The sequence below is a fragment of the Enterococcus sp. OL5 genome, assembly GCF_006491895.1.
In the GTDB taxonomy this organism is placed as follows: Bacteria; Bacillota; Bacilli; order Lactobacillales; family Enterococcaceae; genus Enterococcus_D; species Enterococcus_D innesii.
Genome location: NZ_VHIL01000001.1, coordinates 262,378 through 288,469, shown reverse-complemented (window position 1 = coordinate 288,469; position 26,092 = coordinate 262,378). Strand labels below are relative to the sequence as shown.

Below are 26,092 nucleotides of genomic sequence, written 5' to 3'. Positions count from 1 at the left end.
TGGGCAACTTCAATTGAGGTGGTACCGCGATCATTCGCCCTCAAGCAGACGTTTTTATGGCGTTTGCTTGAGGGCTTTTTGTTTACAAAGAAAGGAGCAGCTTATGTATCGAATGGAACGAATCAACAGCGATTGTTTGACACCTGTCTCAGTGTTTTTACGGATTCAAGGGGCGCATAAATGTTTATTGGAAAGTATTCCCAGAGAAGAAGATACCGGACGCTATTCGATCCTTACCTTTGATCCCGTTCAGAAACTGACATTTAAGGATGGTGTTTTTCAAGTGGAGGATCTTTTGAAAAAAACGGTCAACAAGCATCCCTGCCAGGACCCTTTAAAAGAAATGGAACGATATGTAGTCAAAAAAGAAATCACCGCTTTACCGGATCTGCCGTTGCAAAGTGGGGCTATCGGGTATGCGGGCTATGATATCGCCGCTTGCTATGAAGACATTGGACAACTGCCCGCAGATGAATTGCAGGTGCCTGATATGGCCTTTTGGCTTTTCGAAACTTTTCTCGTTTTGGACCATCAGACGGAAACTTTAACGATCATTCTTGAAAATTGCTACAGCCAAAGAGGAACCGTCGAGATGGAGCAGGTACTGCAAGCAGTGAAGCAGCAGTTAAGGACACCAGTCGCCGCTGAGACCCGTGTATTGTCAAACGAAAACCTACATTTTACCAGCAATGTCACACAGCAAGCCTATGAAGCGATCGTTCAAGAGGCGAAAGCCCGGATTACGGCGGGAGACATGTTCCAAGTTGTTCCTTCGCAACGTCTGAAAGCGTCATTTAAACAAGAGCCCTTTGACTATTACCGCAAACTGCGAGTGACAAATCCTTCCGCTTACCTCTATTATCTTGATTTCGATCAAGGATTCAAAGTAATCGGTAGCTCACCTGAAAGCCTGATTCGCGTTCAAGGCGACGAAATCACCACAAATCCCATCGCTGGTACCCGCAAACGAGGGGCGACCAAAGCGGAAGACGAAGCTTTAGCAAATGAACTGTTGGCAGATGAAAAAGAGCGTGCGGAGCACCAGATGCTGATCGATCTTGGACGCAATGATTTAGGGCGGATCGCTGAACATGGGACGGTTCATGTTCCTTTATACATGGTGATCGAGAAATACCGCTATGTCATGCACATCGTTTCGGTAGTGGCTGCCAAGCGCAGAGCAGGTGTGACGGCAATGGATGCCTTGAAAGCAACCCTGCCAGCAGGCACGGTCAGCGGGGCACCAAAGATTCGTGCCATGACACGCATCTATCAGTGGGAAGCTGTTCGAAGAGGGGTCTATGCGGGAGCCGTTGGGTATTTTTCTCGAAATGATCAAGCGGATTTTGCCATTGGGATTCGGACATTGGTATTGAAAGACGAGATCGCTTATGTCCAAGCAGGGGCGGGGATCGTTTATGATTCTGATCCCTCATCTGAATATCAAGAGACACTACACAAAGCCAAAGCACTATTGGAGGTGTCAGCCAATGATCTTACTCGTCGATAATTATGATTCCTTTACGTATAACTTAGTCCAGCAATGTCCAGCGGATACGATCGTCTTGCGAAATGACGATCCAGAGCTTTTTATTGTTGCTGAAGAAGCAGATGGCATCATTTTTTCTCCAGGGCCAGGACGGCCCGAAGAGGCAGGATTCATGATTCCTTTGATCAAAACTTACCAAGATAGCAAGCCGCTTTTAGGTATCTGCTTAGGGCATCAAGCCATTGGTGAAGCGTTTGGTGCCACAGTGGTCCAAGCACCAACTATTATGCACGGCAAGCAATCGAGCCTTACGTATCAGAAAAAAGGCGTGTTCGAAACCTATCTAGGAGATATGACGGTCATGCGCTATCACTCGCTGGTCATTGAGCCAGCGACACTCCCAGCGGAATTTGAGGTATTGGCTGAAACAGAAGGGATCATCATGGCGATTCAGCATCGCGAAAAACCAATCGTAGGACTCCAATTCCATCCAGAATCAATGGGAACAAACGAGGGGGCATTTTTCATAGAACAATTTCTTGGACTCGTCTCAGATAATACAGCAAAAAACACAAGATGAAAAAAGGAGGAATCGTAAATGCAAGCAATAAAAAAACAGCCGCCGCAACAAATCACTCAGCAATTATTTAATGGCCGTCATTTAAGTTATCAGGAGATGCGCCACTTTGCTCAAGGAATTTTAAGCGGGGTGTTTTCAGAAAGTCAATTGGGGGCAGCATTAGTTGCGATGAAGATCAACGGCATCACAGCTGCCGAATTGACTGCTTTAGCAGAAATTATGTTAGAGCATGCCGTGACCATTCCTTATGAAGGAGGAGACGCCATGGACAATTGCGGTACTGGCGGCGACCACTCCAATAGTTTTAATGTCTCTACAACGGCAGCCTTCGTTTTAGCCGCCGGGGGAATCACGATGGCAAAACACGGCAATCGCAGTATTTCTAGTCGTTCAGGCAGTGCCGATGTCTTAGCCTGCTTGGGGGTATCGATCCAAGCATCGCCAGAAAAAATCGCTGAGCTATTAGCGACAGTTGGCATCGCTTTTCTCTTCGCCCCGTCGTTGCATCCGGGGATGAAAGCAGTGATGAAGATACGGCAAGAATTAGCGACACCAACGATTTTTAACTTACTCGGGCCCTTGATCAATCCTGTGCCATTGACCACTCAACTGATCGGTACCTACGCAGGCGAGAGCTTGGCCGACACCGCTCAGGCGTTAGGCAGTCTTGGTCGACAACGAGCAATGGTGATCCATGGATGCAATGGAATGGATGAAGCCAATTTGGCAGGTGAAACGGCGATCAGCTTTTATCAAGGAGGAGAGGTAGCCAATTTTTCTTTGGATCCACAAGCGTACGGCTTTACGCCAGCGCCGATCGAGGCGATCGTCGGCGGGGATGCCGCTCAAAATGCGGCGATCTTAACTGCGGTGTTGAAAAATCAACCCTCCGTTTATCTAGAGACAGTGGTCTTAAATGCAGGGTTAGGCTTTTACGCAAACGGCAAAGCCGCCACCCTAGCGGAAGGCTTTGAGATGGCACGAGCGTGTATCGCTTCGGGCGCCGCCTACGACAAACTGCAGATGCTGATTCGTCAGTCAAATAGTCAATAACTACGAAAGTTGTAAGGAGGAGAAACATGGATTTTTTAGAAACGATCATCCAGAAAAAAGTTGAAGAAGTTGCCGCGATGCCACAAGAAACCGAAAAGGTCGTAGCGAAACGCCCATCATTTTATCAGCATGTCAAGGACCAACCACAGAAGATGCACCTTATTGCTGAAATCAAGCGTGCTTCACCCTCCAAAGGAGACATCAACCAAGGGATCGATCCTGTCGCTCAAGCGCAAGCGTATGAAGCTGCAGGTGTCAGCGGGATTTCCGTTTTGACCGACCAGCAGTTTTTTAAAGGCTCGCTGGCAGATCTTGAAGCAGTCAGTAATGCCGTTTCGGTGCCTATACTATGCAAAGACTTCATTATCGACAAAAAACAATTGATTCGCGCCAAAAATGCGGGTGCCAGTATCGTTTTATTGATCGTGGCTGCGTTGGAGCCGGCCCGTTTCGTCGCGCTGTATCAAGAAGCCGAAGCACTAGGGTTGGAAGTACTCGTTGAGACTCATAATGCGGCAGAATTTCAACAAGCCCAAGCAGTAGGTGCCAAAATCATCGGCGTCAACAATCGCGACCTAAAAACTTTTGACGTTTCCTTGGATGTCAGTGTTGCTCTAGCGCCTCAGCCATCAGAGGCGATTTACATCAGTGAATCTGGTATTCGAACTGCCTCCGATGTGCTGCAGCTTGCACCGTTTTATCATGGAGTCCTCGTTGGAGAAACGTTGATGAGAAGCAATCGAATTGCTGAAACAGCGGCAGATTTGCAGGTGAGTCGACCATGACCAAAGTGAAAATTTGCGGACTCACCGAACGCCTCCATGTCGAAGCTGCCATCAATGCTGGAGCAGATTACCTTGGCTTTGTTTTTGCCGAAAGCCGCCGGAGAATCGATCCGACACAAGTCCGCAAGATAACGGAGCAAGTACCCCAAAATGTAGGAAAAGTCGGAGTTTTCGTTTCTCCAAGTTTTGAAGAAGTGCAAGCGACAATTCAAACCGCTCAACTGACAGCGATTCAGCTCCATGGAAAGGTTCTGCCATCTTTGCAAACAGCCATCCAAAAGGGGGTTTTTGCTCATCAAAAGATCGCAGTGATCCAAGCCTTTGATGGAGAAGCAGATACTTTAGAACAAGATTTCCTAAGCTGCCAGGCAGATTTAGGGTTATTGGACGCTCCAGTAAGAGATCACCCTTATGCTGGCGGCAACGGTCAATCCTTTGATTGGCAAAAAGTGGCGAGAAAACCGTTGCCGTTGTCTGAGCGATTTTTTATTGCTGGCGGTTTGCACGCGGAAAATGTAGAAGAGGCGATCAAGCTTTTTGCCCCCTATGCTGTCGATGTTTCTTCAGGAGTCGAAACCCAGGGGAAGAAAGACAGTCGGAAAATCGAACAATTTATTCACTTAGTAAAGGAGAAAAAAAGATGACTCAGTATCCCACAAAAGCAGGATTTTATGGTTCTTTTGGCGGACAGTTTGTGCCAGAGACATTGATGTATGCAGTCAAGCAATTAGAAACTGTCTACCGTGAAGCACAAGCGGACGCAAGTTTTCAAACAGAATTACAGGAATATTTGCAAGAGTATGTAGGAAGAGAGACCCCCCTTTATCATGCACAGCGCTTGTCACAACACTTAGGCGGCGCCAAAATTTATCTGAAGCGAGAAGATTTGAATCATACGGGCGCCCATAAAATCAATAATGCACTTGGCCAAGTCTTATTAGCAAAACGGATGGGGAAAAAGAAAGTGGTAGCGGAGACCGGTGCTGGGCAGCATGGCGTCGCCACCGCGACTGCGGCCGCGTTGTTCGGTATGGAATGCACGATTTTTATGGGCGCAGTAGATGTTCAGCGGCAAGCACTAAACGTCTTTCGAATGGAATTATTGGGAGCAAAAGTGGTTTCAGTCACTTCAGGCAATCAGACATTGAAAGATGCTGTCAATGAAGCGCTGCGCTACTGGGTCGCAACCGTCGAGGACACCCATTACGTGATGGGTTCCGTACTCGGTCCGCATCCTTTTCCAGAGATCGTTCGAGATTTTCAAAGTGTGATTGGCAGTGAGACACGGCGGCAACTATTAGAAAAAGAAGGGCAACTGCCAACGACAGTCGTTGCGTGTGTTGGCGGCGGCAGCAATGCAATGGGGATGTTTTACCCTTTCATCAACGATCAGACCGTTCGTTTGATTGGCGTTGAAGCAGCTGGAAAAGGCGTGGATACTACCGAGCATGCGGCGACTTTAACGAAAGGCAGTATCGGTATTTTACATGGCACCAAAATGCATTTGCTGCAAGACGATGATGGGCAAGTGATTGAACCCTATTCGATTTCAGCTGGTTTGGATTACCCAGGGGTCGGTCCCGAGCATTCTTATTTGAAGGAAATTGCACGCGCGGATTATTTCGCGGTCACTGATGAAGAAGCTGTTGACGCCTTTTATCTCTTGTCTCAAATCGAAGGCATTATTCCCGCTTTGGAAAGTGCTCATGCCGTTGCCTATGCTTTAAAGTTAGCGCCAACAATGACAGCAAAAGAACGCTTAGTGATTTGTTTGTCTGGGCGAGGGGACAAAGATGTTCAACAAATCAAAGATCGGAAAGGAGCAGCGAAATGACCAGCAAAACATTGACGATGAAACTAAAGGAGCGCCAAAAACAAGGCAAGTCTTTGTTTGTACCTTATATTATGGCGGGGGCCAACGGACTGGAACGCCTGCCGGCAGAAATCGAACTGTTGACGACACATGGCGCAGCCGCCATTGAAATCGGCGTGCCCTTTTCAGACCCAGTCGCAGATGGAGCGGTCATCCAAGCAGCTGGAATGCAGGCATTAGCCAATGGCACCACTTTAAAAAAGATCATTGCTGCGCTGCAAACGATCCATTCTGAGGTTCCACTGGTATTGATGGGGTATGCCAACTCATTCTTTCATTATGGCATTGAACAGCTAGCAAATGAGTTAAAAACGACAAATGTGAAAGGGTTGATTATTCCAGATTTACCTTTTGAACATCGATCGCTAGTAACGCCTACGTTTGATGCGGCGGATCTCGCGCTGCTCACACTGGTCTCTTTGACCAGTCCTCCAGACAGAATTCAGACGCTGATCGAAGAAGCGGAAGGGTTCGTTTATGCTGTGACAGTGAACGGTGTCACTGGAGAAGATCGTCAATACAACGAACAGCTGGATCAGCATTTGCAAGCCATTTCGGAAAAAAGTCCGATTCCAGTACTAGCTGGTTTCGGGGTCTCGACCCATGCAGACGTGCAGCGCTTTGCCCAAGTGTGCGATGGGGTAGTGATCGGTTCAAAAATTGTAGCAGCGCTTCAAAACGAGCCACTGCCTAAAGTCAGTGAGCTGTTAGCAGAACTTGTTGGTAAGCCATAGAAAATCAATGTGAGCAAAGAACCCGATTTGGGTTCTTTTTTTTTGAGAAAACTAGTATTCGAGATATTGATGGGCTGCTATGGAAAAAAGAACGCGATCTGTGAAGAGGAAAAAAAGGCTGATGGAAGATCAGCCCAAATTACCATGATTATGCCAGTGTATCCGTGTCGATGGTGACTGTCTCGCAATAATGCCCTCTGCCCCCAACGTAAACACGTTGGATTTCCTTTCGCGAGGACGTAGCTAGTTTGACAAAGATTTCAGAAGGTTCACCTAAATTGCTGCCTTGCTCAAAGCGATACACTTCTTTTTCGAGAGCACACTTTTGATACAAGAAGCAAGCCAAAGCGGCATTGGAAGTTCCTGTGGCAGATTCTTCGTTGATGTCAAACAATGGGGCAAAGTTACGGCAAACGATTCGTTCTTTTTCCATTGCATATAAGTGCATGCCAACCACTTGTTGAAGCGCACTTACTTTTTTTATTTCCTCAAAATCAGGTACAACTTGCTGCAACTGTGCCGTTGTTTTGATTGGAACAAGGATATCCTTTAATCCAGTCGAAACGATTTGAATAGGAATTTGATCATTGATAGCATTGGTATCGAAACAGTCAGCTAATTGTTCTAGTGAAAGCACATCTGAAAACAGCGGTTTGTTCTGTTCCATGAAAATAACACCGTCTTTGATGGTGATCGACAAACGTCCGGCGTTGGTGTCGATGCGATACTGTTGCTTGGAAAGTTTGTTTAGATACGATAATAGGGCAAAGGAAGCAATTGTTGCATGTCCGCATAAGTCAACTTCTTCTTTTGGCGTAAAATAGTCAAATCGGAAATCGGCCTGCAGGGATTTCGATAAAAAAGCTGTTTCTGAAAAGCCTAACTCTTTTGCGACGGCTAACTTTTGGTGTGGTGTAAGGGGCTGTTCCAGCAAAACGACTCCAGCCTTGTTGCCACCCGTTTGGTTTTTACTAAACCCGCTTGCGATATGTACAGTTATCTCCATAGGACACCTGCTTTCTTTATTCTTGTCAAGCATAGCATATTTTTTGCATACGAGGAGATGAAAACGGATTAGTTGATCGTGTTATACTGAAGGTACGAAAGAGGAGGGACTTCATGAAGAGAGGAAAAGTAATTGTAGTGAGTGGCGTTACAGCGTCCGGCAAAACGACATTGATTCGTGAAATGAGTAGATTGACAGATGGAATAGTGATCTCTTTTGATGATTATAGTATCGATGCATTGCCCTCAGCACCATCTTTTGATTATTTTTTACAAGATCCCTGCGCAGCGATCAATCAATATGACATCAGTCTGCTACTGAAAGATTTGAAGAGAGCGATGCTCCTTTACCCAATCATTTTTGTAGACTTTCCCTTCGGATATGAACACCAAGACTTGCGTCAGTTGATCGATACGGTGATTTATTTGAAAACACCACTAGATATTGCTTTTGCTCGTCAGATTAAACGGGATTATACGAACGAATCAAAAGAAGCGATTTTGACTTGGGCAGATACTTATCTTTGCTATGCAAGGGAGCTATTTGTTTTACACGAACAGATCATTGCTGAAACAGCCGACTATGTACTGGATGGTGCTCTACCAGCTGATCAGCTAGCAGAACAAGTCAAGCATTATCAAGTATTTTAAGAAGCGCTTTTAAGCAAGATTTATTCTACTGAGTCTTGTTTAATCTCCTTCATTATCTGTTTCAAAGGTCAAAAATGCCGCTGCTTCCTCTAAAGAGAGCGCTGCTCCATTGAATGAGGGCCACGCATTAATACCGTCACATTTTTTTCTCGGAATCAAGTGAAGATGAAAGTGAGGGACTGATTGACCCGCTGCTTGATTTGCTGCGCTTAGCAAATTAATCCCATCAAATCTTAAGCGAGTGACACAATGATCTGCTATTTTTTGAACCGTTTGAATGAGGTGAGCAAGAAGAACGGGGTCGCAGTCTAAAATACTGGTGTAATGTTTTTTAGGAATAACCAACATATGATAATCCACGTCTTTGGCATGATCAAGGAAGGCGCAAACACTGTCATCTTCATAGATTACATGGCCTTTTATTTTTCCAGATACGATGCGACAAAAAGGACATTCTTCCATCAAAATTCCTCCTATGGAATAAATTTTGTTCGTTGTGTTCGAGAAGTATAATATCTAAAAATGTGAAGCTACGGGATTATGGGAAACCATAAACGATCTTTGCAATTAAGCCGCTCTTTGAGAGGATAATATCATATTTATTTAGCAGTTAAAACTATATGTGATAATTCATGATGTTTTAGATAATTAGTTAATAGGTTGTTTGCAAAAGAAAAGCACCGTGCTGCTGATTTGTGGTAAAAGTGACGTTTGAAAAAAGTGATTTTTAAAAAATTTGTCAAAAAAAATCGCTAGGAATCAAGATTCCTAACGATTTGCTAGCGCTATGCACGATAATATAACGTTCCAGGAGGGATTCGAACCCCCGACCGTTCGCTTAGAAGGCGAATGCTCTATCCGGCTGAGCTACTGGAACAAATAATTTTCAGCGAATGCTCACTTCGCCTAAGCTGTTGAAATCAATCAGCAACAAATAACATTATAGAAAAAGGGCGCAGCAATGTCAATCGCTTTTCGCCCTTTTCTTATTTTTTCTTTGGAAAAAGGAAGCGCAGTTGCCCTCAACCTTTCTCAGGTTCCTCAAGTATTACGCTATCGGCTTCTTTCGTAATGAGAATCACGCCATCTCCTAAAGGGACGAGTGTGGAGGTCAACTGAGGATGGTTCATCACGGTATCCAAGAAAAGATTCAATTTGCGATGGATCGCTCGCTGGTTGCGCGGGATTTCTTCGATGGGTTGTAGAATCGTTCCAGCTTGAAACACGTCATCCACCATCAGCACACCGCCTTTGCGCAATAGACGCAGACATTCTGGTAAAAATTCAATGTATTTCGATTTGGCGCTGTCCATGAAGATAAAATCATAAGGGCCACTCAATGTAGGCAGGACGTCTGCCGCTTGTCCTTCTAATAGCGTGATTTTGTCTTCATTTCCTAAGCGAGCATAGGTTTCTTTGGCTTTGCGGATCATGACGTCAAAGCGATCGATCGTTGTGACATGCCCCTCTTTCACACATTGCGCCATCAAGCTTGAAGAAAAACCGATCGCTGTGCCGATCTCAAGGATTTCTTTTGGCTGGAGCTGTCCCAATAAAAACTGCAAAAAGACCACAGTTTCATGTGGGATGATTGGCACTTCTTTTTCATGAGCGGCTTGCTCGATTTCACCAAGTTCGCCGGGTAATTGTTTTTGTTTTTCACGCATAAACGCCACTAGTTCTGGTTTGACTACTGGACGATGCATCATTTCGTTGCGCATCTTCATCCTCCTAATTTATCGTTGCCCCTTATTATACGAATAACTTACCTTAAGTTCAATCTTTTCGAGTCTTTGGGAACAACAAAAAAACAGTCATATGACTGGCAGGATAAAGGGGTGAAAAAATATTTTTGGGATATTTCTATCATAACGGTGTTATGTGGAGGTTTGGTTAAAATCCTGTGAAGATCTCGTCAGGTTCTGCTTAAATTTTCATCAAGGAAGAAAATCAACCCATCATCTGGGTGAAAACGAACTTTTTATCGAAATATTCAGAAAATTCAGGGAAAAGTGTTGACAGAGGAACCTGCTGTTTGGTATCTTCATAACAAGATAAAAAAAGTGATAGGTGACGACGATGGATAAACGATTGAAACAAACAGCAGCATTTTTATTATTATCGTAAGGACTCTTTTTCTATGACCCGCCTTTTTAAGGCATCATTTGAAGAGTCCTATTCGCATTGCATGAAGGAAACCCTTTATGGAGTGCTTTTTTTATACCATTTTTTCAATGGTGTTTGAATGATATCGAGCCAATCGTGCATCTACAAAAGCTTAGGAGGAACTAGTGATGAGAAAAATCCAGTTTTTTGATACGACATTGAGAGACGGTGAACAGACCCCGGGCGTCAACTTCAATACAAAAGAAAAGGTTCAACTGGCGCTGCAATTGGAAAAATGGGGGATCGATACGATCGAAGCAGGCTTTCCGATTGCATCAGAAGGAGACTTCCAAGCAGTCCAAGCGATTGCTGGGGCGGTGACGAGGATGACCGTTGCAGGACTTGCCCGTTGTCAGAAAAAAGACATTGATCGTGCTTATGAAGCTCTTCATCAAGCCAGCGATCCGCAAATCCATGTCTTTCTAGCAACCAGTGAGGTGCATCGCCAATACAAGCTGAATATGACTAAAGCAGAAGTACTCGCTTCCATCAAAGAACATGTGGCTTATGCCCGTGAACGCTTTGAAAAAGTTCAATTCTCGCCAGAAGATGCCACCCGCACCGATAAGGCTTTCTTACTTGAGGCGGTTCAAACAGCGATTGATGCCGGAGCGACGATCATCAATGTGCCCGATACAGTAGGGTTTACCAATCCTACAGAATATGGTGCACTTTTTGCCTATTTGATTGCCAATATCAAAAGCGAGCAGCCGATCATTTTTTCTTCCCATTGTCATGATGACTTGGGAATGGCGACAGCCAATGCGCTGGCAGCTATCGAAAATGGTGCTGATCGGGTGGAAGGAACGATCAACGGGATCGGCGAGCGAGCGGGCAATACCGCATTAGAAGAAGTGGCCTTGGCGTTGCATATTCGCAATGATTTCTATCAAGCTACCTCCAACATCAAATTAAATGAAACGAAACGCACCAGCGATTTGGTAGCGCGTTTGTCAGGAATCACGGTACCGAAAAACAAAGCGATCGTCGGCGGCAATGCCTATGCCCATGAATCTGGGATTCATCAAGATGGCGTCTTGAAAAATCCTGAGACCTACGAAATCATTACCCCACAGTTGGTGGGGGTAGAAACCAACTCGTTGCCTTTAGGTAAACTTTCTGGCCGCCATGCCTTTGTCGATAAAATGCAGCAGCTGGGGTACCAGTTTGACCAAGAAGAAACTAACGAGTTGTTTAAACGTTTCAAAGAGTTAGCAGATAAAAAGAAACAAGTGACCGAACAAGATTTGCTGGCTTTGGTGGCTGATCAAGGCCGCAGTCAAGAAGGCGGCTGTGAGTTGGACGCCGTTCAGCTACAATATGTGTCCAATGGCCATCAAGGAGCGGTGGTTTCTATCATCAAAGATGAGGAAAAACAAGTGGCATCAGCTATCGGTGCCGGCAGTATCCAAGCTATCTACAACTCGATCGATCAGATTTTCCAGCAGCAGCCGAAGCTGTTGAACTATGAGATCACTGCCTTGACCAGTGGGGAAGATGCGCAAGCGGAAGTGCACGTGGTTATTGAATGCCAGGAAACCAATGAAAAAATCAGCGGGATCGGCTTAGACTTTGATGTCTTGCAGGCGTCAGCCAAAGCTTATGTGCAGGCCAGCGCTGCATTGAAGAAACGAGGTGTCCTTGTTTGAAAAAGATCGTTGTTTTAGCAGGAGATGGCATTGGACCAGAAATTATGGACAGTGCCCTTGAGGTATTGAAAGCGGCTTGTCCTGACCATCTCCAGTGCTTTCATTTTGACCAGCGACCATTTGGTGGTGCGGCGCTGGCACTTACTGGAGAGCCATTGCCGCAAGAAACACTACAAGCTTGCCAGCAGGCGGATGCGATCCTTTTAGGAGCCATTGGTGATCCAGCTTGGGAAAACGCACCGATAACACCCGAGAAAGGACTTTTGAATTTGCGTCAAGCGTTAGGGCTATACGCCAATATTCGACCCATCAAAGTAGTTGATGCGGTGATTGCCTTGTCTCCCATTAAAGAAGCGATCCTTCGGGGGACAGATTTTGTCATCGTTCGTGAGTTGACTGGTGGTATCTATTTTGGCGAAAAAGCAGAAAAACCTGAAGAAGCCTACGACATCAATCATTATCATCAAGCAGAGATTCGACGGATTTTGCGTAAAGCCTTTGAGATCGCCCGCACGCGGAAGAAGCGGGTTCTCTCTGTCGATAAAGCAAATGTGTTGGCGACTAGCCGACTTTGGCGCCGATTAGCGGAAGAAATAGCACAAGAATTTCCAGATTGTCAGTTGACTCATCAATATGTTGATTCCGCCGCTATGAAAATCATCCAAAATCCTAAAGACTTTGATGTAATCGTGACAGAAAATCTCTTTGGCGACATTTTAAGTGATGAAGCCTCGGTTTTGCCAGGGTCATTAGGGGTGCTGCCAAGCGCAAGTCATGGCGCAGAAGGGGTTTCTTTATATGAACCAATTCATGGCTCTGCACCTGATATCGCTGGGCAAAATTGCGCCAATCCGGTTTCCATGATTTTGTCTGTCGTCATGATGCTAAGAGAGTCCTTTCAAGAGGAAGAGCTGGCGGATACCATCGAAAGTGCTTGTTACGAGGTAATGAATGCGGGGATCTTGACCCGTGATTTAGGTGGTACGGCAACGACAACTGCCTTTACAGAAGCGGTTATTGCACAGTTAGGAGTGAGCAATTATGGGGAAAACGCTGTTTGATAAACTATGGGATCGGCATGTCATCACAGGAGAAGAAGGGCAGGCGCAGCTGCTTTACGTCGATCTGCATATGATCCATGAGGTGACGACACCGCAAGCCTTTGAAGGGTTGCGGCAAGCGGGACGGACAGTCCGTTGTCCTGAAAAAACCTTCGCAACGATGGATCATAATGTGCCTACCAAAGATATTTTTACTATCACCGATCTGGTTGCAAAAAAGCAAATGGATACGTTACGTAAAAACTGTCATGATTTTGGGATCGAATTGTGTGACAATGGCTCTGCCAACCAAGGAATCGTCCATATGGTTGGCCCAGAAGTAGGCTTGACGCAACCAGGAAAAACGATCGTTTGCGGTGATTCCCATACTGCCACCCATGGCGCTTTCGGCGCGATCGCGTTTGGGATCGGTACGAGTGAAGTGGAGCATGTCTTTGCGACACAGACGATTTGGCAGACAAAACCGAAACGGATGGGCGTTGAGATCACCGGTCACCTGCAGCCGGGGGTGTACGCCAAAGATATTATTTTGGCATTGATCGCGACCCATGGCACTGATTTTGGTGGTGGCTATGCCGTAGAATTCTTTGGCGAAACGATCCGTAGCCTGACGATGGAAGAACGCATGACCATTTGCAATATGTCGATCGAAGGTGGGGCGAAAATGGGCTTGATCGCACCTGATGAAACGACCTTTGCTTATGTGAAGGATCGACGCTTTGCGCCACAAGCGTTTGCCAGTGCGGTGGCTGATTGGCAAACCCTTTATACCGATGAAGATGCCAATTATGATGCCCTGATCACCTTAGACGCAGCAACCTTAGAACCTTACATCACTTGGGGAACCAATCCAGAAATGGGGGTACCGGTCAGCGAAGCGTTTCCTGAAGTGCGGGATCACAATGATCAGCAAGCCTATGAATATATGGCGCTGCAACCTGGACAGACAGCTGCTGATATCCCCATTGAATACATTTTTATTGGATCGTGTACTAATGGTCGGTTGTCTGATCTGCAAGAGGCAGCGGCGATTTTGAAAGGTCAAACCATCAAAGAAGGGGTCACTGGTATTATCGTTCCTGGTTCACGCCCTGTTCGTAAAGCAGCGGAAGCGATCGGTTTAGACAAAGTCTTTATTGACGCTGGTTTTGAATGGAGGGAGCCTGGCTGTTCCATGTGTCTAGGAATGAATCCTGATAAAGTACCAGAAGGGGTCCACTGTGCCTCCACGTCAAATCGCAATTTTGTTGGACGGCAAGGGAAAAACGCGCGGACGCACCTCTGTAGTCCAGCGATGGCAGCAGCTGCTGCGATTCATGGTCGTTTTGTCGATGTACGAGAAGTGGTTGGAGGTGTTGGTTAATGGAAGCTTTTACGCAATTTGAAGGTACGACGCTGCCTTTGATGAATGACAATATTGATACCGATCAAATCCTACCGAAAAATTATTTGAAGCGCGTCGAAAAAACGGGGTTTGGCGAATTTTTATTTGACGATTGGCGCTATTTACCGCAACGCAAGCCTAATCCAGCATTTATCTTGAATGATCCAGCATATCAGACCGCTCAAATCCTCATCACTGGTGATAATTTTGGTTCTGGCTCTTCTCGAGAGCATGCGGCTTGGGCGCTGTTGGATTACGGCTTCAAAGCCGTGATTGCTGGTAGCTTCGGTGATATTTTCTATATGAATGCCACCAAAAATGGGCTGCTGCCGATCGAGCTGCCATTGACTGTTCGCCAAAGGATCGCTTCGCTGCCTGCTTCTGAAAAAATCAGTATCGACTTGCCGAGGCAATGTGTGACTGTTGCCGGGGAGGAGCATTTCTTTGCGATCGATGCTACTTGGAAACACAAATTGATCCACGGTCTCGATGAGATCAGTATCACCTTGCAGGAAGAGGCGAAAATCACCGCCTATGAGCAGACGATTCCAGCGTATTGGCAGTAGGGCTAGGGGACTGGTCGTTATTCGTCGGCTGTTATTTGTGAGAGAATGTTTCTTAACCCTCGCCAATCAGCTTCGATTTGCGGAGTCAATGTTCGATTGTAAAAGATCGCAGCGGGATGATACATCGGCACGATCAAATATTCTTTTTCCGACCATTGATAGCCATCCTTAGTCGGATTGCTTTCTTGTATTTTGGAACGGATCAATTCGCCATGATGGTCTTTGATATAATAGACGTTGCCTAATAATCGCTGCAGTCCGATATTGCCAACAGTTGCAATGACGGGCGGATCTACAACGGACAACTCGTAGTCAAGCAGCGGTGCGTGTAGCAAGACTTCTTTTTTTGTAGGTGTCCGATTGGGATGGACGATCTCATGGGCACCGCTGCGCTTGTTGATCCGTTCTTTGACGGAATATGGGCGGCTGCGAACAGCGCTAGTGATGTAGACATCCTCACGGGTCAAACCGGCTAAAGCCAACGATTTCATCAATTCTTTTCCTGCTTGTCCGCTAAAAGGAATAAAGTTCTCGATTTCGGTTCGACCAGGGGCTTCACCAACGATCATCAGTTTTGGCTGCAGCGGTCCTTGACCGGGAACAAATCCTTCCAATGGATAATTGTGGGACGCCTGTTGAACGGCAATGGCTAATTCTTTGGGGTATTGCATGAAAACTCCTCCAATTCTGTTTCACTTGTGCTCTTTCTTCTATAGTAATAGAAAATAAAAAATGCACAAAAGGAAATGACTAGCAGCAAAAGAATTCTGTCTTTTCCCTAATTAGTGATTGACTTTAGGAAAACATTTTGATAAAGTTAATCTGTTGTAATTGTGGACTCCACAGCTACAACCGCACAGAACAAGTAGTAAGTACGAAAGTCACTTGGGATGGCGAGTCTAAGTATATTATAAGGAGGTGCTGTAGAGCATGTACGCAATTATCAAAACTGGTGGGAAACAAGTAAAAGTTGAAGTGGGTCAAGCAATCTACGTTGAAAAATTAGACGTTGAAGCTGGACAAAAGGTTACTTTTGATGAAGTTATCTTAGTAGGTGGCGAATCAACAAAAGTAGGTGCCCCAATCGTTGCAGGAGCAACTGTTGAAGGGACTGTTGAAAAACACGGCAAACAAAAGAAAGTCGTAACTTTCAAATACAAACCTAAAAAACATTCACACCGTAAACAAGGTCACCGTCAACCTTACACAAAAGTTGTTATTGACGCGATCAACGCTTAATTCTTACGAAAAGCAGGGTAACGAATATGATCAAAGGGACATTCAAACGAAATGACTCTGGTCGGATTGTTTCTTTTGAACTGGCTGGACACGCACAAGCAGGAGAATACGGCAAAGACATCGTCTGTGCTGCAGCATCGGCTTTAGCGATCAGTGCAGTCAATGGGATCGATGCTTTGGCTGGCGTTGCGCCAAAAGTTGAAGCAGATAACGAAAATGGTGGGTACTTATTAGTCACACTGCCTTCTCGTTTGACCCAAGAGCAGTCGAATATCGCACAAATTCTTTTAGAGAATTTGTTGATCGGCTTGCAATCAGTTCAAGAAGAGTACAACGATTATATCCAAATCAAAACTACTAAAGAAAACTAGGAGGTGCATCTCATGTTGATGAAAATGAATTTGCAATTCTTCGCTCACAAAAAAGGTGGGGGTTCTACTTCTAACGGACGTGACTCTCAATCAAAACGTTTAGGTGCGAAACGTGCTGACGGTCAAACCGTTTCAGGCGGATCAATCCTTTATCGCCAACGCGGTACTAAAATTTACCCAGGGGTAAACGTAGGTATCGGTGGAGATGATACATTGTTTGCAAAAGTTGACGGCGTTGTTCGTTTCGAACGTAAAGGCCGCGACAAAAAACAAGTATCTGTTTATCCAGTAGCGCAAGAAGCATAAGAAAATGACATCCAGATTACGTAAAAGTAACCTGGGTGTTTTTTTATACATCAATGAAACCGTTTTAACAAAGTAGTCAATATTAATGACTTTTAAAAGGAGCGAAGCAATGATTCAATTAAAAGAAATCACGAAGGAAAACTATCGTGCGTGTATGAATTTGAAGACAACGAAGGAGCAAGAAGACTTTGTTGCGCCCAATTGGTACTCAATGTTAGAGGCAATCTATGAGGAACCTCGTCAGGCGTTTGCCCTATACAATGAGGAGGAAATGGTCGGCTTTATGCTATTTAGTTTTTACGAGGCGGATGAGGATTATCCAAAAACTTCATGGTGGATCGAGCGGTTTATGATCGCAGAAAAATTCCAAAATCAAGGGTTAGGCACTCAGGCGTTTCTTGCTGGGTTAGATTGGTTCAAAACCCATATCCAAGCGCAAGAATTAAGGATCTCCGCTGTGAATGGCAACGAGATCGCAACGAAGCTTTACGAACGCAATGGCTTTGGTTTGACGGGTGAAATGATTGATAACGAGCATGTACTCTTGTTGCAGCTGTCAACGGATCAAGGATAACGTACTCTTTCTACAGTAAGAGAATGAATTCAAAAGCAGAGGTTCTTAAGGGAATTCTCTGCTTTTTTTTGTGTTGTTTCGTTCAAAAAAGTGTGCGGGCATCTTCTGGTTAGACGTTTTAAGAAATTTTGTGCACTTAGGGCAAGAATTGCAAGTATATCCATGCTTTGTTCTTCACAAAGTTCCTTTTGCGATTAACGGAATCTTTACACGTTGATAACATAAACCTTATATTCATTTGATACTCTGAGGAAGTAGAACAAATGGAAAGAAACTTTCGAAAAACGTTGATTATTGAGAATCTGCTCACGAATGATTTCTGTCAAAACACGAACATTATCAAAAAAGAAAACGTTCGTAATTCGAAAAAGATTGTTTTTAATTCGTTGGTTTTTTATAATCAAAAAGGAAAGTTCGGAATTCCGTGAGTTCGATTTTTTTAATGAAAAGGAGAAAAAGTGATGAAAGTTTGGAAGAAAACGGCAATGTTTGGTTTAGGTTTGGTGGCAGCAGTTACGCTGGCGGCATGTGGCTCAGGTGGAGCAAGTACTGACTCGGCGGCTGAGGAAGCAGGATATGTACCAGAAAAGTTGACCGTTCAATTTGTCCCATCACAAGCAGCAGAAACATTAGAAGCAAAAGCAAAACCACTTGAGCAATTGTTAAGTGATGAATTGGGGATTCCAGTCACAGTGAGTGTTTCCACTGACTACAATACAATCGTTGAAGCAATGGCTTCGAAACAAGTAGATGTCGGCTTTTTACCGCCGAATGCCTATGTTTTAGCAAATGAACAAAGCAATGTTAAGGTACTGTTGCAAGCGCAGCGTTATGGCATCAAGCAGCCTGGTGGCGAATCAACAGATGAATTGGTTGATAGCTATCGTTCAATGATCGTCGTAAAAAGCGGCAGTGACATCAAAGAGTTGGAAGATTTAAAAGGCAAAACGATTGCCACGCAAGATGTTACTTCTTCTGCCGGTTATGTTTGGCCAGTAGCAGAAATGAAAAAAGCAGGCATCGATATCAACACGGATGTGACGACTGTTCAAGTCAAAGGCCATGACCAAGCGGTCTTATCTGTCTTGAATGGCGACGTTGACGCGGCCTTCGTTTTTGAAGATGCCCGTAACACGGTCAAAAACGATTACCCTGAAATTATGGATGAGGTAGAGCCAATGTACTTTACCGAACCGATCCCGAACGATACGATCAGTGTTCGCAGCGATATGAGTGAAGAGTGGGACAAAAAAATCCAAGATGCCTTTATCGCGATCGGAAAAGATGAAGAAGGGAAACAAATCATCTCTGATATTTACTCGCATGAAGGATACGTTGTTTCACAAGACAGCAATTTCGACATTGTAAGAGAGTATGCGGAACAAGTCGGACAATAATAGATGAATAGATCGGGAGGGTACCGGTACTTGAGGTACCCTTTTCGAATGGAAAGCAATTTTTATCTAATGGAAAGAAAGTAGGAGAATCATGGCTCTAGAGAACGAAACGATTATTTCATTTCAAAATGTGACCAAGCAATACCCAAATGGGGTGTTGGGGTTGAAGGATTTGAACATCGATATCAAAAAAGGAGAGTTTGTTATCGTCGTGGGTTTATCCGGTGCAGGCAAATCAACGATGTTGCGCTCCATCAATCGACTGCACGAGATTACAAGCGGCGAGATTTTAATCGATAACAAGTCGATCACAAAAGCAAAAGGAAGAGAGCTACGCTTGATTCGTCGAGACATTGGCATGATTTTCCAAAGCTTCAATTTGGTGAAACGTTCGAGTGTCTTGCGAAACGTCTTAACGGGGCGGGTGGCTTATCATCCCACGATCAAAATGCTGCTGGGTCTCTTTCCGCAAGCGGACAAGGAGTTGGCTTATCAATCACTGCAGCGGGTCAACCTTGCAGAAAAAGTTTATACTCGAGCCGATGAATTATCTGGTGGTCAGCAGCAACGGGTTTCGATTGCTCGGGCTTTGACGCAAGAGCCAAAAATTATTTTAGCGGATGAACCAGTTGCTTCATTAGATCCGTTAACCACTGAAAAAGTCATGAATGACTTAAAACGGATCAATCAAGATCTGGGTATCACTATCGTAGTCAATTTACATTCTGTCCAATTGGCAAGAGAATACGGCACACGGATCATCGGGTTACGAGATGGGGGCTTGGTTTTTGATGGCCCTGTCAGTGAAGCGACCGATCAGCGATTGAAACAGATTTATGGTAGCGAGATCATGGAAGAGCAGGAAGGGGCAGGACAATGACGACAAATACGTTGCCGAAACGCAGCGGACTATGGAAAAATGTTCTGTGGCTCGTCATTTTTTTAGTGGTATTGTTCGTTAGCGGCTCTATTTCTGGCGTTGATTTGGCACGGTTCTTTAGCAACAGCAGTCAAATGAATGTCATTTTACAAAAGATGGCTCATCCTGATTGGGCATATGCCAAAATCATTGTTGAGCCGATTTTGCAAACCATCCAAATGGCGATCATCGGTACAACCTTTGGTGCACTGGCGGCCTTTCCGTTTTCACTTTTAGCAGCACGAAATATCATGACGAATCATTGGATCAGCGGTTGTTTCCGTTTCGTTTTAAATATCATTCGGACAGTACCTGATTTGATGCTGGCGGCTTTATTTGTTGCCATTGTCGGAATCGGTCCCGTAGCCGGGGTGATCTCCATCTCTGTGTTTTCTTTTGGGATGATCACCAAATTGTTTTATGAGTCGATTGAAACGATTGATGAAGGTCCAATCGAAGCGATCACGGCTTCTGGAGGATCGAAGTTTGATATCATCCGCTATGCAGTCGTACCGCAAGTCATGAGCCATTTTCTCAGTTACTTGCTTTATGCCTTTGAGATCAATGTGCGGGCATCGACGATTCTTGGGTATATCGGCGCAGGCGGAATCGGTGTTTTCTTACAACGATCTTTAAGCCAATTTCGATATGACCAGACGTCGATTATCGTCTTAGTGATTTTTGCAGTTGTTTTGGTGATTGATACAATTAGTAATAGATTAAGGGAGCGATTATTATGATGTTGCCAGCAGAACCGAAAAAGAAAAAAATACGGAATTGGCTGATCGCAGTAGTCGTTATCCTCCTTTATATTTGGGCTTTCGCTGGTGTACCTTTTGCCGGCGTCAAAGAAAATGTCGGTCAAATTGTCGGCTCAATCTTTTATGGGCTGATCCATCCTGATTGGGGCTATGTTTATACCGGTGATGGCGAAGATTTGATCAGCTTGATGATCGAAACCGTTGCGATCGCCTTTGTCGGGACCTTTTTGTCATCGATTTTAAGTATTCCATTTGCCTTTTGGGCGGCGCGCAGCAAAAATAGTCCTCGCTGGTTATCAGGCTTTGGGAAAATCGTGCTGACGGCGATTCGAACGTTTCCGGAAATCGTCTTAGCCATCATGTTTATTAAAACGGTGGGTCCCGGCTCCTTTGCCGGAGTACTGGCGGTCAGTGTCCATTCCATTGGGATGTTGGCAAAACTCTATAGCGAAGCGATCGAAAACATGGATCATGGTCCCTCGGAATCCGTCATTAGTGCGGGAGGAAGCCGCTGGGATGTATTAGGCTTTGCGACATTGCCGCAACTGATCCCAGAATTTCTATCTTTTACCTTGTATCGATTTGAACTGGCTGTCCGTTCGGCTTCGATCTTAGGGATCGTAGGAGCAGGCGGGATCGGTACACCGATGATCTTTGCTATCAATGCACGTTCATGGAGCCGCGTGGGGATCATTTTATTGGGGATCGTTGTGACGGTCACGATCATTGATTTTATTTCTGGGCGCTTGCGTAAACGATTGGTTTAATAAAAGGAAGTGCGTACTCGAAAAAACACAGTCTAAATAGGCTGTGTTTTTTTGCAGCGGAGGAGTGGAGGTTGTTTAAGACAGTTTTTGTGAAACTTGTTATACTGGATTTATAGAAAATGAACCTAAACAAGGAGGCTGTTTTATGAAAGCATTATTGATCGTCAATCCAAGTTCTGGTGGTGAACAAGCGAAAAAATTTGAGGAAATGGCAGTAGACAAGTTGCGGGAAAGCTTTGCGGAAGTCGTAGTCAAACATACCGAAAAAGAAGGAGATGCCACGCGTTTTGCCTCTGAAGCGGCAGCAGAATTTGACAGTGTCTTCGCAATGGGCGGTGATGGTACCGTCAATGAAGCGGTCAATGGCTTAGCCCCTCATGACAAACGACCAAATTTCGGTTTCTTCCCGCTGGGAACAGTAAATGATTTAGCCAGAGCATTAGCGATTCCACTAGATCCTAAGGAAGCCATCGAATCATTTGCAGTGGATCACACCCGCAAAATCGATATTGGGCAGGTCAATCAAGCTTATTTTACCAATGTGGTGGCGATCGGTATGATTCCAGCAGCGATCAACAATGTGGAAGCTGAAGAAAAAACCAAGCTGGGAAAAATGGCCTATTTTGTTTCTGGTCTACGGGAAGTGCGGAAAAATGAAAGTCATCAGTTTGAAGTGATCGCCGAAAATAATGGTGAAAAAACGACGATCGCTGTGGAAAGTAGTACGATGATCGTTGGGTCATCGAATACGATTGGCGGTTTTGAATCTCTTTTACCTAAAGCGAGTACCGATGACGGAAATTTGCATCTGATCTACTTGAAGGATACGAATCTTTGGGAAACTGTCAAAAGTGTGCCTGAGCTTCTCAAAGGAGTTACGGAATCAAATGATGTTCTTGGTTATCAAACCTTTGATAAAGCTGCGATTCGTTTGACAGATGGAACAACGATCGAAACGAATGTCGATGGCGATCCAGGACCTGAGTTGCCAATTACAGTACAGGTGCTGCCACAACATCTCACCGTGTATTGCGGCGCTGAAAAAGCCCGCTAAATCATCAATTACTAGGAAACGATCCGTCAAAAGCGGATTGTTTTTTTTCTTTAGAAAGAGTATACTGGAAAAAATTTACTGAAAGAAGGGATTCTATGACGATACGTTCTGCCACCATTGCAGATGCCCAAGCCTTGACAGCAATCTATGCTTATTATGTAGATAATACACCGATTACCTTTGAAACGGAGGTGCCCACGGTTCAAGAATTCGCGGAACGCATCGCCAAGACCTTGAAACGCTACCCGTATCTCGTTGCAGAAGAGGCTGGTGAAATCGTCGGTTATGCCTATGCATCAGCCTATAAAGAACGAGCAGCCTATGATTGGACCGTTGAAGTAACCGTTTATTTAGCCCCAGATGCCAAAGCAAAAGGACTCGGTACCGCTCTTTACCAAGCGCTTGAGGAAAAATTAAAAGCGCAAAACGTGGTCAATCTGACTGCGTGTATTACAGGAGGCAATCAACAAAGCGAGGCTTTTCATGAGAAACTTGGGTATCGGAAAGTTGCTGATTTTGCGCATGTCGGCTATAAGTTCAATCAATGGCACGATGTGATATGGATGCAAAAAGAACTGCAACGATTTCCAGACCAGGTGCCAGCGTTCATTCCTAATGAAAAAGCCTAACGCATCCTGACTTTTGAATATCTTTTTTTGGCAAAATGCTTTATGCTGAAAGTAACAGGTGGAAATTTTTTCTATTGCTACTAAATGCAAAGCATTTTGTTTTTTCTATGTGGAAAAAAGTTGCTTTTTTATAGAAAAATGAGTAAAGTATTCAAGTGGAAAAACAAGGAGGCGAAGCTGTTGGGCAAGCGAATCGAACGTATCTATCAATATATCCTTGAAAACACGCGGAGCGGCTTAGGGGAGAAAAAGGGGTTGTCTACTTCGGAAGTTGCCGATCACTTAGCCATTCAGCGCAGTAATGCCAGTAAAGATTTAAATCAGCTTGTCAAAGAAGGACGCGTTGAAAAAAGTGATTCACGTCCTGTGCGCTATTGGGCAGCAGGTATTGACGCAAGCAGTTCGGAAAAGTATGTCCCAAGCTATAAAGAAAATCGTCCCCAAAGGGAAAAAGCTTTCCCTCAGCGAGTACAAGGAAAACCTTCTGACCGGGATATTTTTGCGACAATCATTGGTGCCAATGGCAGTATGAAAAACGCCGTTGAGCAAGCCAAAGCAGCGATTTTGTATCCGCCAAAGGGGCTAAACTGCTTGATTACAGGTCCTACAGGTTCTGGGAAAACCTACTTTGCCCATGCGATGTTTCAGTTTGCCAAAAGCAATCAGGTGATTGCCGAAGACAAAGAATTGATTGTCTTTAACTGTGCGGACTATGCGAATAATCCGGAACTTTTGATGAGTCATTTGTTTGGTTATGTGCGAGGCGCATTTACGGGTGCCGATCAAGAGAAAATCGGTATTATCGATCAAGCAGATGAAAGTATGCTATTTCTCGATGAGATCCATCGCTTACCACCGGAAGGTCAGGAAATGATCTTTTACTTTATGGATCATGGAACCTTCAGTCGTTTAGGAGAGACGGGCAAAAACCATCAAGCGAATGTCCGAATCGTTGGAGCGACTACGGAAGACCCCAACTCAACACTCTTAGATACCTTTACCCGGCGGATTCCCATCAATATTCAACTGCCTTTTTTTGAAAAACGACCGGCGTCAGAAAAAGTCGACCTTGTTCGGGTATTAGTTGGGCAAGAGGCGACCCGCATCCAACGGACGATCACCTTGACAGAAGATGTGGTTAAAGCACTGATCGGCAGTGTTAGTTTTGGGAATATCGGGCAATTGAAGTCGAACGTGCAGCTTGTTTGTGCCCGTGGATTTCTAAACCATATGCAGCAGGATGAAATTGAAATCGATTTATTAGATCTTCCAGAAGGGATCCGTTCAGGGTTGATCGTCTTGGGAAATCGTCGCAATGAGCTGGCAGAGCTTTCAAAGATCCTTGAACCGAAAATCAGTGTTCAGCCGAATCAAAACTTAAACAATATCCAATCAGATTCCTATGAATTGCCTTATAATCTTTACGATATTATCGGCGACAAGGCTGCTTTGCTAAAAGCAGATGGGTTGGATCAAGAGGCGATCAATCATTTTATCTCAACAGATATTAATGTTCACTTAAAGTCTTTTTATAAAGATCACGGGTTTTCCTTTAACTCGGTCAATAAACTAAGTGAATTTGTCGACCAGAAAGTGATCAGTGTAACAAATCAAATCTACGAGATGGTTCGGCAACGCTTAAATTACGATTTTCAGCAAAACTTCATCTATGCCATGAGCTTACACATCAGCTCATTTTTGAAAAAAATCCATCTAGGAGAAGAACGACAAACCAATGACAATATTCGTCAGATGGTAGCTGACTATCCGCAAGAGTTTGAAGTCGCCAAAGAAGTCCGCAATTTTATTGGTGATAGTTTCCAAGTGGCGATTCCGGAGAGCGAATCTTATTATTTAGCGGTTCTTCTGGTTTCTCTTAGAACCTCTCATTCCTCTGGGAAAATCGGCGTCGTCGTTGCAGCCCACGGCAACAGCACAGCCAGTAGCATGGTACAAGTGGTCAAACAGTTGCTGGAAGTCGATCAAGTGACAGCGGTGGACATGCCATTAGATATGCCACCAGCTGTGGCGTTGAAAAAAATCGTGGATAGTGTGCGTGCTGTCAATGACGGTAGCGGAGTGATCCTGTTAGTCGATATGGGGTCTTTAGCAACCTTTAATAATGAGATCCAGCGGGAAACAGGCGTGGCTGTGCGGACAGTCGACATGGTGACCACCTCCATCGTGTTGGAGACGGTCCGTAAAGCGTCAGTGATCGGCACGGACCTCGATCAGCTCTATGATTCATTACGGAAGTTCCGTGGATATGGAGCGGTCACTGTGGAAGAACCAGTGACACAAAACCATCACCCTAAAGCGATCTTAGCGGTCTGTGCTTCAGGAAAAGGAACGGCGCAGCGTATCAAAGAATTGATCCAAAGTTCACTGTCAAAACGGCAAAACCAAAATGTTGAAGTGGTGACCTTATCGGTGGCGGATCTAAGAACGGATTTGGAACAGATTCAACAGCGTTATCGGTTGATTGCTGCAACGGGGATCATCGATCCCCATATAGATGCGCCATTTATTTCGCTGGAACGTTTTATTGACCAAGATGTCGATCTTTTGTTAGATGATATCCTATTAGAGAACGATTTGAGTTTTGAAGATGAAGTTCAGCTGGATGACCAACAGGCGAAAGCAATCTGCGTCCAGTATCTAGAAGAAAACTTTACGTATATCAATCCGAAAAAAGTGGTCGATCCTTTATGGAAGTTCAGCCTGGAGATCATTCGTGATCTTGAATTAGTGCAAGCGCAGCAAGGCTTTTTGATCAACTTTGTCATGCATAGTGCAGGTATGCTGGAACGAATCATTTTGCGGCAGCCGCTAACAGTTGGGGAGAAAGAGCTAGAGGCGATGCGTTCGGACCCACTTTACGCACTGCTTCATGTCCATGTCCAGTCGTTTAGTCGTTTGATGAATATTGAGATTCCTGATGCGGAAGAGTATTACTTGATGGAACTCGTAAAGAACCATCGGGAAAAAGAGCAATACCAATAATCATGAAAAATAATACAGATACACTAAAAAAGATAAAGTATTTTTTAGTGTATCTTTTTAGTGTATTATTCAAATG

General features: G+C 44.7%; 27 protein-coding genes, 1 tRNA gene and 2 other annotated features (1 of these 30 cut by a window edge). Of the genes, 23 read left to right on the top strand and 5 right to left on the bottom strand.

Annotated features, from left to right (window positions below; translation table 11 throughout):
• Positions 1–45, top strand: a binding site (T-box leader); it begins 200 nt to the left of the window's first position.
• A 58-nt stretch (positions 46–103) separates the two neighbouring features.
• From trpE to trpA, 7 genes are read left to right on the top strand one after another with little or no spacing between them, the layout of a single operon-like run.
• Positions 104–1,510, top strand: a complete 1,407-nt coding sequence (gene trpE / locus FJU10_RS01365) for an anthranilate synthase component I (protein WP_140964945.1) — start codon at positions 104–106, stop codon at positions 1,508–1,510.
• Positions 1,491–2,069, top strand: coding sequence for an aminodeoxychorismate/anthranilate synthase component II (locus tag FJU10_RS01360; RefSeq protein WP_077454355.1), 579 nt, complete (start codon positions 1,491–1,493; stop codon positions 2,067–2,069). The genes trpE and FJU10_RS01360 overlap by 20 nt, the downstream gene beginning before the upstream one ends.
• 18 nt (positions 2,070–2,087) lie before the next feature.
• On the top strand, positions 2,088–3,122 hold the full coding sequence (gene trpD, locus FJU10_RS01355) for an anthranilate phosphoribosyltransferase (protein ID WP_140964944.1): 1,035 nt from the start codon (positions 2,088–2,090) through the stop codon (positions 3,120–3,122).
• Between the two features lie 26 nt (positions 3,123–3,148).
• Positions 3,149–3,907: an indole-3-glycerol phosphate synthase TrpC gene (gene trpC, locus FJU10_RS01350; protein WP_140964943.1), complete on the top strand. Its 759-nt coding sequence runs from the start codon at positions 3,149–3,151 to the stop codon at positions 3,905–3,907.
• Positions 3,904–4,551, top strand: coding sequence for a phosphoribosylanthranilate isomerase (locus tag FJU10_RS01345; protein ID WP_140964942.1), 648 nt, complete (start codon positions 3,904–3,906; stop codon positions 4,549–4,551). Before trpC ends, FJU10_RS01345 begins: the two co-directional genes overlap by 4 nt.
• Positions 4,548–5,741, top strand: a complete 1,194-nt coding sequence (gene trpB / locus FJU10_RS01340) for a tryptophan synthase subunit beta (RefSeq protein WP_140964941.1) — start codon at positions 4,548–4,550, stop codon at positions 5,739–5,741. Before FJU10_RS01345 ends, trpB begins: the two co-directional genes overlap by 4 nt.
• Entirely contained in the window at positions 5,738–6,514 is a 777-nt protein-coding gene (gene trpA / locus FJU10_RS01335) for a tryptophan synthase subunit alpha (RefSeq protein WP_140964940.1), read from the top strand. Before trpB ends, trpA begins: the two co-directional genes overlap by 4 nt.
• A 148-nt stretch (positions 6,515–6,662) precedes the next feature.
• On the opposite strand, the gene FJU10_RS01330 is transcribed toward trpA, so the two are convergent.
• A complete protein-coding gene (locus tag FJU10_RS01330; RefSeq protein ID WP_140964939.1) occupies positions 6,663–7,520 on the bottom strand; it encodes a PhzF family phenazine biosynthesis protein in 858 nt (285 codons plus the stop codon).
• A gap of 113 nt (positions 7,521–7,633) precedes the next feature.
• Here FJU10_RS01330 and FJU10_RS01325 point away from each other — a divergent pair, with 113 nt between their 5' ends.
• Complete coding sequence (locus FJU10_RS01325) at positions 7,634–8,170, top strand: AAA family ATPase (protein ID WP_081118050.1); 537 nt, start codon at positions 7,634–7,636, stop codon at positions 8,168–8,170.
• 39 nt (positions 8,171–8,209) lie between these two features.
• On the opposite strand, the gene FJU10_RS01320 is transcribed toward FJU10_RS01325, so the two are convergent.
• The 3 genes from FJU10_RS01320 to FJU10_RS01310 all read right to left on the bottom strand — a co-directional run bounded on the left by FJU10_RS01320 (position 8,210) and on the right by FJU10_RS01310 (position 9,891).
• Entirely contained in the window at positions 8,210–8,632 is a 423-nt protein-coding gene (locus FJU10_RS01320) for an HIT family protein (RefSeq protein WP_140964938.1), read from the bottom strand.
• Positions 8,633–8,973: 341 nt separating this feature from the next.
• Positions 8,974–9,047, bottom strand: a tRNA-Arg gene (locus FJU10_RS01315).
• A 145-nt stretch (positions 9,048–9,192) separates the two neighbouring features.
• The gene (locus FJU10_RS01310) at positions 9,193–9,891 is read right to left on the bottom strand and encodes an O-methyltransferase (RefSeq protein ID WP_010747978.1); all 699 of its coding nucleotides are present in this window, start codon (positions 9,889–9,891) and stop codon (positions 9,193–9,195) included.
• A 573-nt stretch (positions 9,892–10,464) separates the two neighbouring features.
• On the opposite strand from FJU10_RS01310, the gene FJU10_RS01305 reads away from it, so the two are divergent.
• The 4 genes from FJU10_RS01305 to leuD are packed head-to-tail and all read left to right on the top strand — an operon-like array spanning position 10,465 to position 14,996.
• Positions 10,465–11,985, top strand: coding sequence for a 2-isopropylmalate synthase (locus FJU10_RS01305; RefSeq protein WP_140964937.1), 1,521 nt, complete (start codon positions 10,465–10,467; stop codon positions 11,983–11,985).
• Positions 11,982–13,046: a 3-isopropylmalate dehydrogenase gene (gene leuB / locus FJU10_RS01300; RefSeq protein ID WP_140964936.1), complete on the top strand. Its 1,065-nt coding sequence runs from the start codon at positions 11,982–11,984 to the stop codon at positions 13,044–13,046. Before FJU10_RS01305 ends, leuB begins: the two co-directional genes overlap by 4 nt.
• Positions 13,027–14,409: a 3-isopropylmalate dehydratase large subunit gene (gene leuC / locus FJU10_RS01295; protein WP_140964935.1), complete on the top strand. Its 1,383-nt coding sequence runs from the start codon at positions 13,027–13,029 to the stop codon at positions 14,407–14,409. The genes leuB and leuC overlap by 20 nt, the downstream gene beginning before the upstream one ends.
• On the top strand, positions 14,409–14,996 hold the full coding sequence (gene leuD, locus FJU10_RS01290) for a 3-isopropylmalate dehydratase small subunit (RefSeq protein ID WP_140964934.1): 588 nt from the start codon (positions 14,409–14,411) through the stop codon (positions 14,994–14,996). The genes leuC and leuD overlap by 1 nt, the downstream gene beginning before the upstream one ends.
• Before the next feature lie 17 nt (positions 14,997–15,013).
• On the opposite strand, the gene FJU10_RS01285 is transcribed toward leuD, so the two are convergent.
• Positions 15,014–15,667, bottom strand: a complete 654-nt coding sequence (locus FJU10_RS01285; protein ID WP_140964933.1) for a uracil-DNA glycosylase — start codon at positions 15,665–15,667, stop codon at positions 15,014–15,016.
• Positions 15,668–15,836: 169 nt separating this feature from the next.
• Positions 15,837–15,907, top strand: a sequence feature (ribosomal protein L21 leader region).
• A 19-nt stretch (positions 15,908–15,926) separates the two neighbouring features.
• On the opposite strand from FJU10_RS01285, the gene rplU reads away from it, so the two are divergent.
• The 11 genes from rplU (at position 15,927) to FJU10_RS01230 (ending at position 26,016) form a co-directional block, all read left to right on the top strand.
• Positions 15,927–16,235 (top strand): 50S ribosomal protein L21, encoded by a 309-nt coding sequence (rplU, locus tag FJU10_RS01280; protein WP_005225751.1) that lies wholly within the window; start codon positions 15,927–15,929, stop codon positions 16,233–16,235.
• A gap of 26 nt (positions 16,236–16,261) precedes the next feature.
• The gene (locus FJU10_RS01275) at positions 16,262–16,606 is read left to right on the top strand and encodes a ribosomal-processing cysteine protease Prp (RefSeq protein ID WP_005225752.1); all 345 of its coding nucleotides are present in this window, start codon (positions 16,262–16,264) and stop codon (positions 16,604–16,606) included.
• A 12-nt stretch (positions 16,607–16,618) separates the two neighbouring features.
• On the top strand, positions 16,619–16,912 hold the full coding sequence (rpmA, locus tag FJU10_RS01270) for a 50S ribosomal protein L27 (protein WP_003126181.1): 294 nt from the start codon (positions 16,619–16,621) through the stop codon (positions 16,910–16,912).
• Positions 16,913–17,021: 109 nt separating this feature from the next.
• Positions 17,022–17,486, top strand: a complete 465-nt coding sequence (locus tag FJU10_RS01265) for a GNAT family N-acetyltransferase (RefSeq protein WP_140964932.1) — start codon at positions 17,022–17,024, stop codon at positions 17,484–17,486.
• Between the two features lie 461 nt (positions 17,487–17,947).
• Positions 17,948–18,883: a phosphate/phosphite/phosphonate ABC transporter substrate-binding protein gene (phnD, locus tag FJU10_RS01260; RefSeq protein WP_005235326.1), complete on the top strand. Its 936-nt coding sequence runs from the start codon at positions 17,948–17,950 to the stop codon at positions 18,881–18,883.
• 91 nt (positions 18,884–18,974) lie between these two features.
• Positions 18,975–19,763 (top strand): phosphonate ABC transporter ATP-binding protein, encoded by a 789-nt coding sequence (gene phnC, locus FJU10_RS01255; RefSeq protein ID WP_016610305.1) that lies wholly within the window; start codon positions 18,975–18,977, stop codon positions 19,761–19,763.
• The gene (gene phnE / locus FJU10_RS01250) at positions 19,760–20,542 is read left to right on the top strand and encodes a phosphonate ABC transporter, permease protein PhnE (protein ID WP_005235330.1); all 783 of its coding nucleotides are present in this window, start codon (positions 19,760–19,762) and stop codon (positions 20,540–20,542) included. The genes phnC and phnE (FJU10_RS01250) overlap by 4 nt, the downstream gene beginning before the upstream one ends.
• Positions 20,539–21,330, top strand: coding sequence for a phosphonate ABC transporter, permease protein PhnE (gene phnE / locus FJU10_RS01245; RefSeq protein ID WP_010747988.1), 792 nt, complete (start codon positions 20,539–20,541; stop codon positions 21,328–21,330). The genes phnE (FJU10_RS01250) and phnE (FJU10_RS01245) overlap by 4 nt, the downstream gene beginning before the upstream one ends.
• 145 nt (positions 21,331–21,475) lie before the next feature.
• Positions 21,476–22,384 carry a diacylglycerol/lipid kinase family protein gene (locus tag FJU10_RS01240; RefSeq protein WP_140964931.1) on the top strand — a complete coding sequence of 303 codons (909 nt, stop codon included), beginning with the start codon at positions 21,476–21,478 and terminating at the stop codon, positions 22,382–22,384.
• Positions 22,385–22,479: 95 nt separating this feature from the next.
• Entirely contained in the window at positions 22,480–23,013 is a 534-nt protein-coding gene (locus FJU10_RS01235) for a GNAT family N-acetyltransferase (RefSeq protein ID WP_081118061.1), read from the top strand.
• Between the two features lie 180 nt (positions 23,014–23,193).
• A complete protein-coding gene (locus FJU10_RS01230) occupies positions 23,194–26,016 on the top strand; it encodes a sigma-54-dependent transcriptional regulator (protein ID WP_140964930.1) in 2,823 nt (940 codons plus the stop codon).
• Positions 26,017–26,092: the final 76 nt, after the last annotated feature.

Bases quoted from the DNA above. Each gene is read 5' to 3' on its own strand.
- trpE (WP_140964945.1), top strand. From the start codon at position 104: ATGTATCGAATGGAACGAATCAACAGCGATTGTTTGACACCTGTCTCA.
- FJU10_RS01360 (WP_077454355.1), top strand. From the start codon at position 1,491: ATGATCTTACTCGTCGATAATTATGATTCCTTTACGTATAACTTAGTC.
- trpD (WP_140964944.1), top strand. From the start codon at position 2,088: ATGCAAGCAATAAAAAAACAGCCGCCGCAACAAATCACTCAGCAATTA.
- trpC (WP_140964943.1), top strand. From the start codon at position 3,149: ATGGATTTTTTAGAAACGATCATCCAGAAAAAAGTTGAAGAAGTTGCC.
- FJU10_RS01345 (WP_140964942.1), top strand. From the start codon at position 3,904: ATGACCAAAGTGAAAATTTGCGGACTCACCGAACGCCTCCATGTCGAA.
- trpB (WP_140964941.1), top strand. From the start codon at position 4,548: ATGACTCAGTATCCCACAAAAGCAGGATTTTATGGTTCTTTTGGCGGA.
- trpA (WP_140964940.1), top strand. From the start codon at position 5,738: ATGACCAGCAAAACATTGACGATGAAACTAAAGGAGCGCCAAAAACAA.
- FJU10_RS01330 (WP_140964939.1), bottom strand. From the start codon at position 7,520: ATGGAGATAACTGTACATATCGCAAGCGGGTTTAGTAAAAACCAAACG.
- FJU10_RS01325 (WP_081118050.1), top strand. From the start codon at position 7,634: ATGAAGAGAGGAAAAGTAATTGTAGTGAGTGGCGTTACAGCGTCCGGC.
- FJU10_RS01320 (WP_140964938.1), bottom strand. From the start codon at position 8,632: ATGGAAGAATGTCCTTTTTGTCGCATCGTATCTGGAAAAATAAAAGGC.
- FJU10_RS01310 (WP_010747978.1), bottom strand. From the start codon at position 9,891: ATGCGCAACGAAATGATGCATCGTCCAGTAGTCAAACCAGAACTAGTG.
- FJU10_RS01305 (WP_140964937.1), top strand. From the start codon at position 10,465: ATGAGAAAAATCCAGTTTTTTGATACGACATTGAGAGACGGTGAACAG.
- leuC (WP_140964935.1), top strand. From the start codon at position 13,027: ATGGGGAAAACGCTGTTTGATAAACTATGGGATCGGCATGTCATCACA.
- leuD (WP_140964934.1), top strand. From the start codon at position 14,409: ATGGAAGCTTTTACGCAATTTGAAGGTACGACGCTGCCTTTGATGAAT.
- FJU10_RS01285 (WP_140964933.1), bottom strand. From the start codon at position 15,667: ATGCAATACCCCAAAGAATTAGCCATTGCCGTTCAACAGGCGTCCCAC.
- rplU (WP_005225751.1), top strand. From the start codon at position 15,927: ATGTACGCAATTATCAAAACTGGTGGGAAACAAGTAAAAGTTGAAGTG.
- FJU10_RS01275 (WP_005225752.1), top strand. From the start codon at position 16,262: ATGATCAAAGGGACATTCAAACGAAATGACTCTGGTCGGATTGTTTCT.
- rpmA (WP_003126181.1), top strand. From the start codon at position 16,619: ATGTTGATGAAAATGAATTTGCAATTCTTCGCTCACAAAAAAGGTGGG.
- FJU10_RS01265 (WP_140964932.1), top strand. From the start codon at position 17,022: ATGATTCAATTAAAAGAAATCACGAAGGAAAACTATCGTGCGTGTATG.
- phnD (WP_005235326.1), top strand. From the start codon at position 17,948: ATGAAAGTTTGGAAGAAAACGGCAATGTTTGGTTTAGGTTTGGTGGCA.
- phnC (WP_016610305.1), top strand. From the start codon at position 18,975: ATGGCTCTAGAGAACGAAACGATTATTTCATTTCAAAATGTGACCAAG.
- phnE (WP_005235330.1), top strand. From the start codon at position 19,760: ATGACGACAAATACGTTGCCGAAACGCAGCGGACTATGGAAAAATGTT.
- phnE (WP_010747988.1), top strand. From the start codon at position 20,539: ATGATGTTGCCAGCAGAACCGAAAAAGAAAAAAATACGGAATTGGCTG.
- FJU10_RS01240 (WP_140964931.1), top strand. From the start codon at position 21,476: ATGAAAGCATTATTGATCGTCAATCCAAGTTCTGGTGGTGAACAAGCG.
- FJU10_RS01235 (WP_081118061.1), top strand. From the start codon at position 22,480: ATGACGATACGTTCTGCCACCATTGCAGATGCCCAAGCCTTGACAGCA.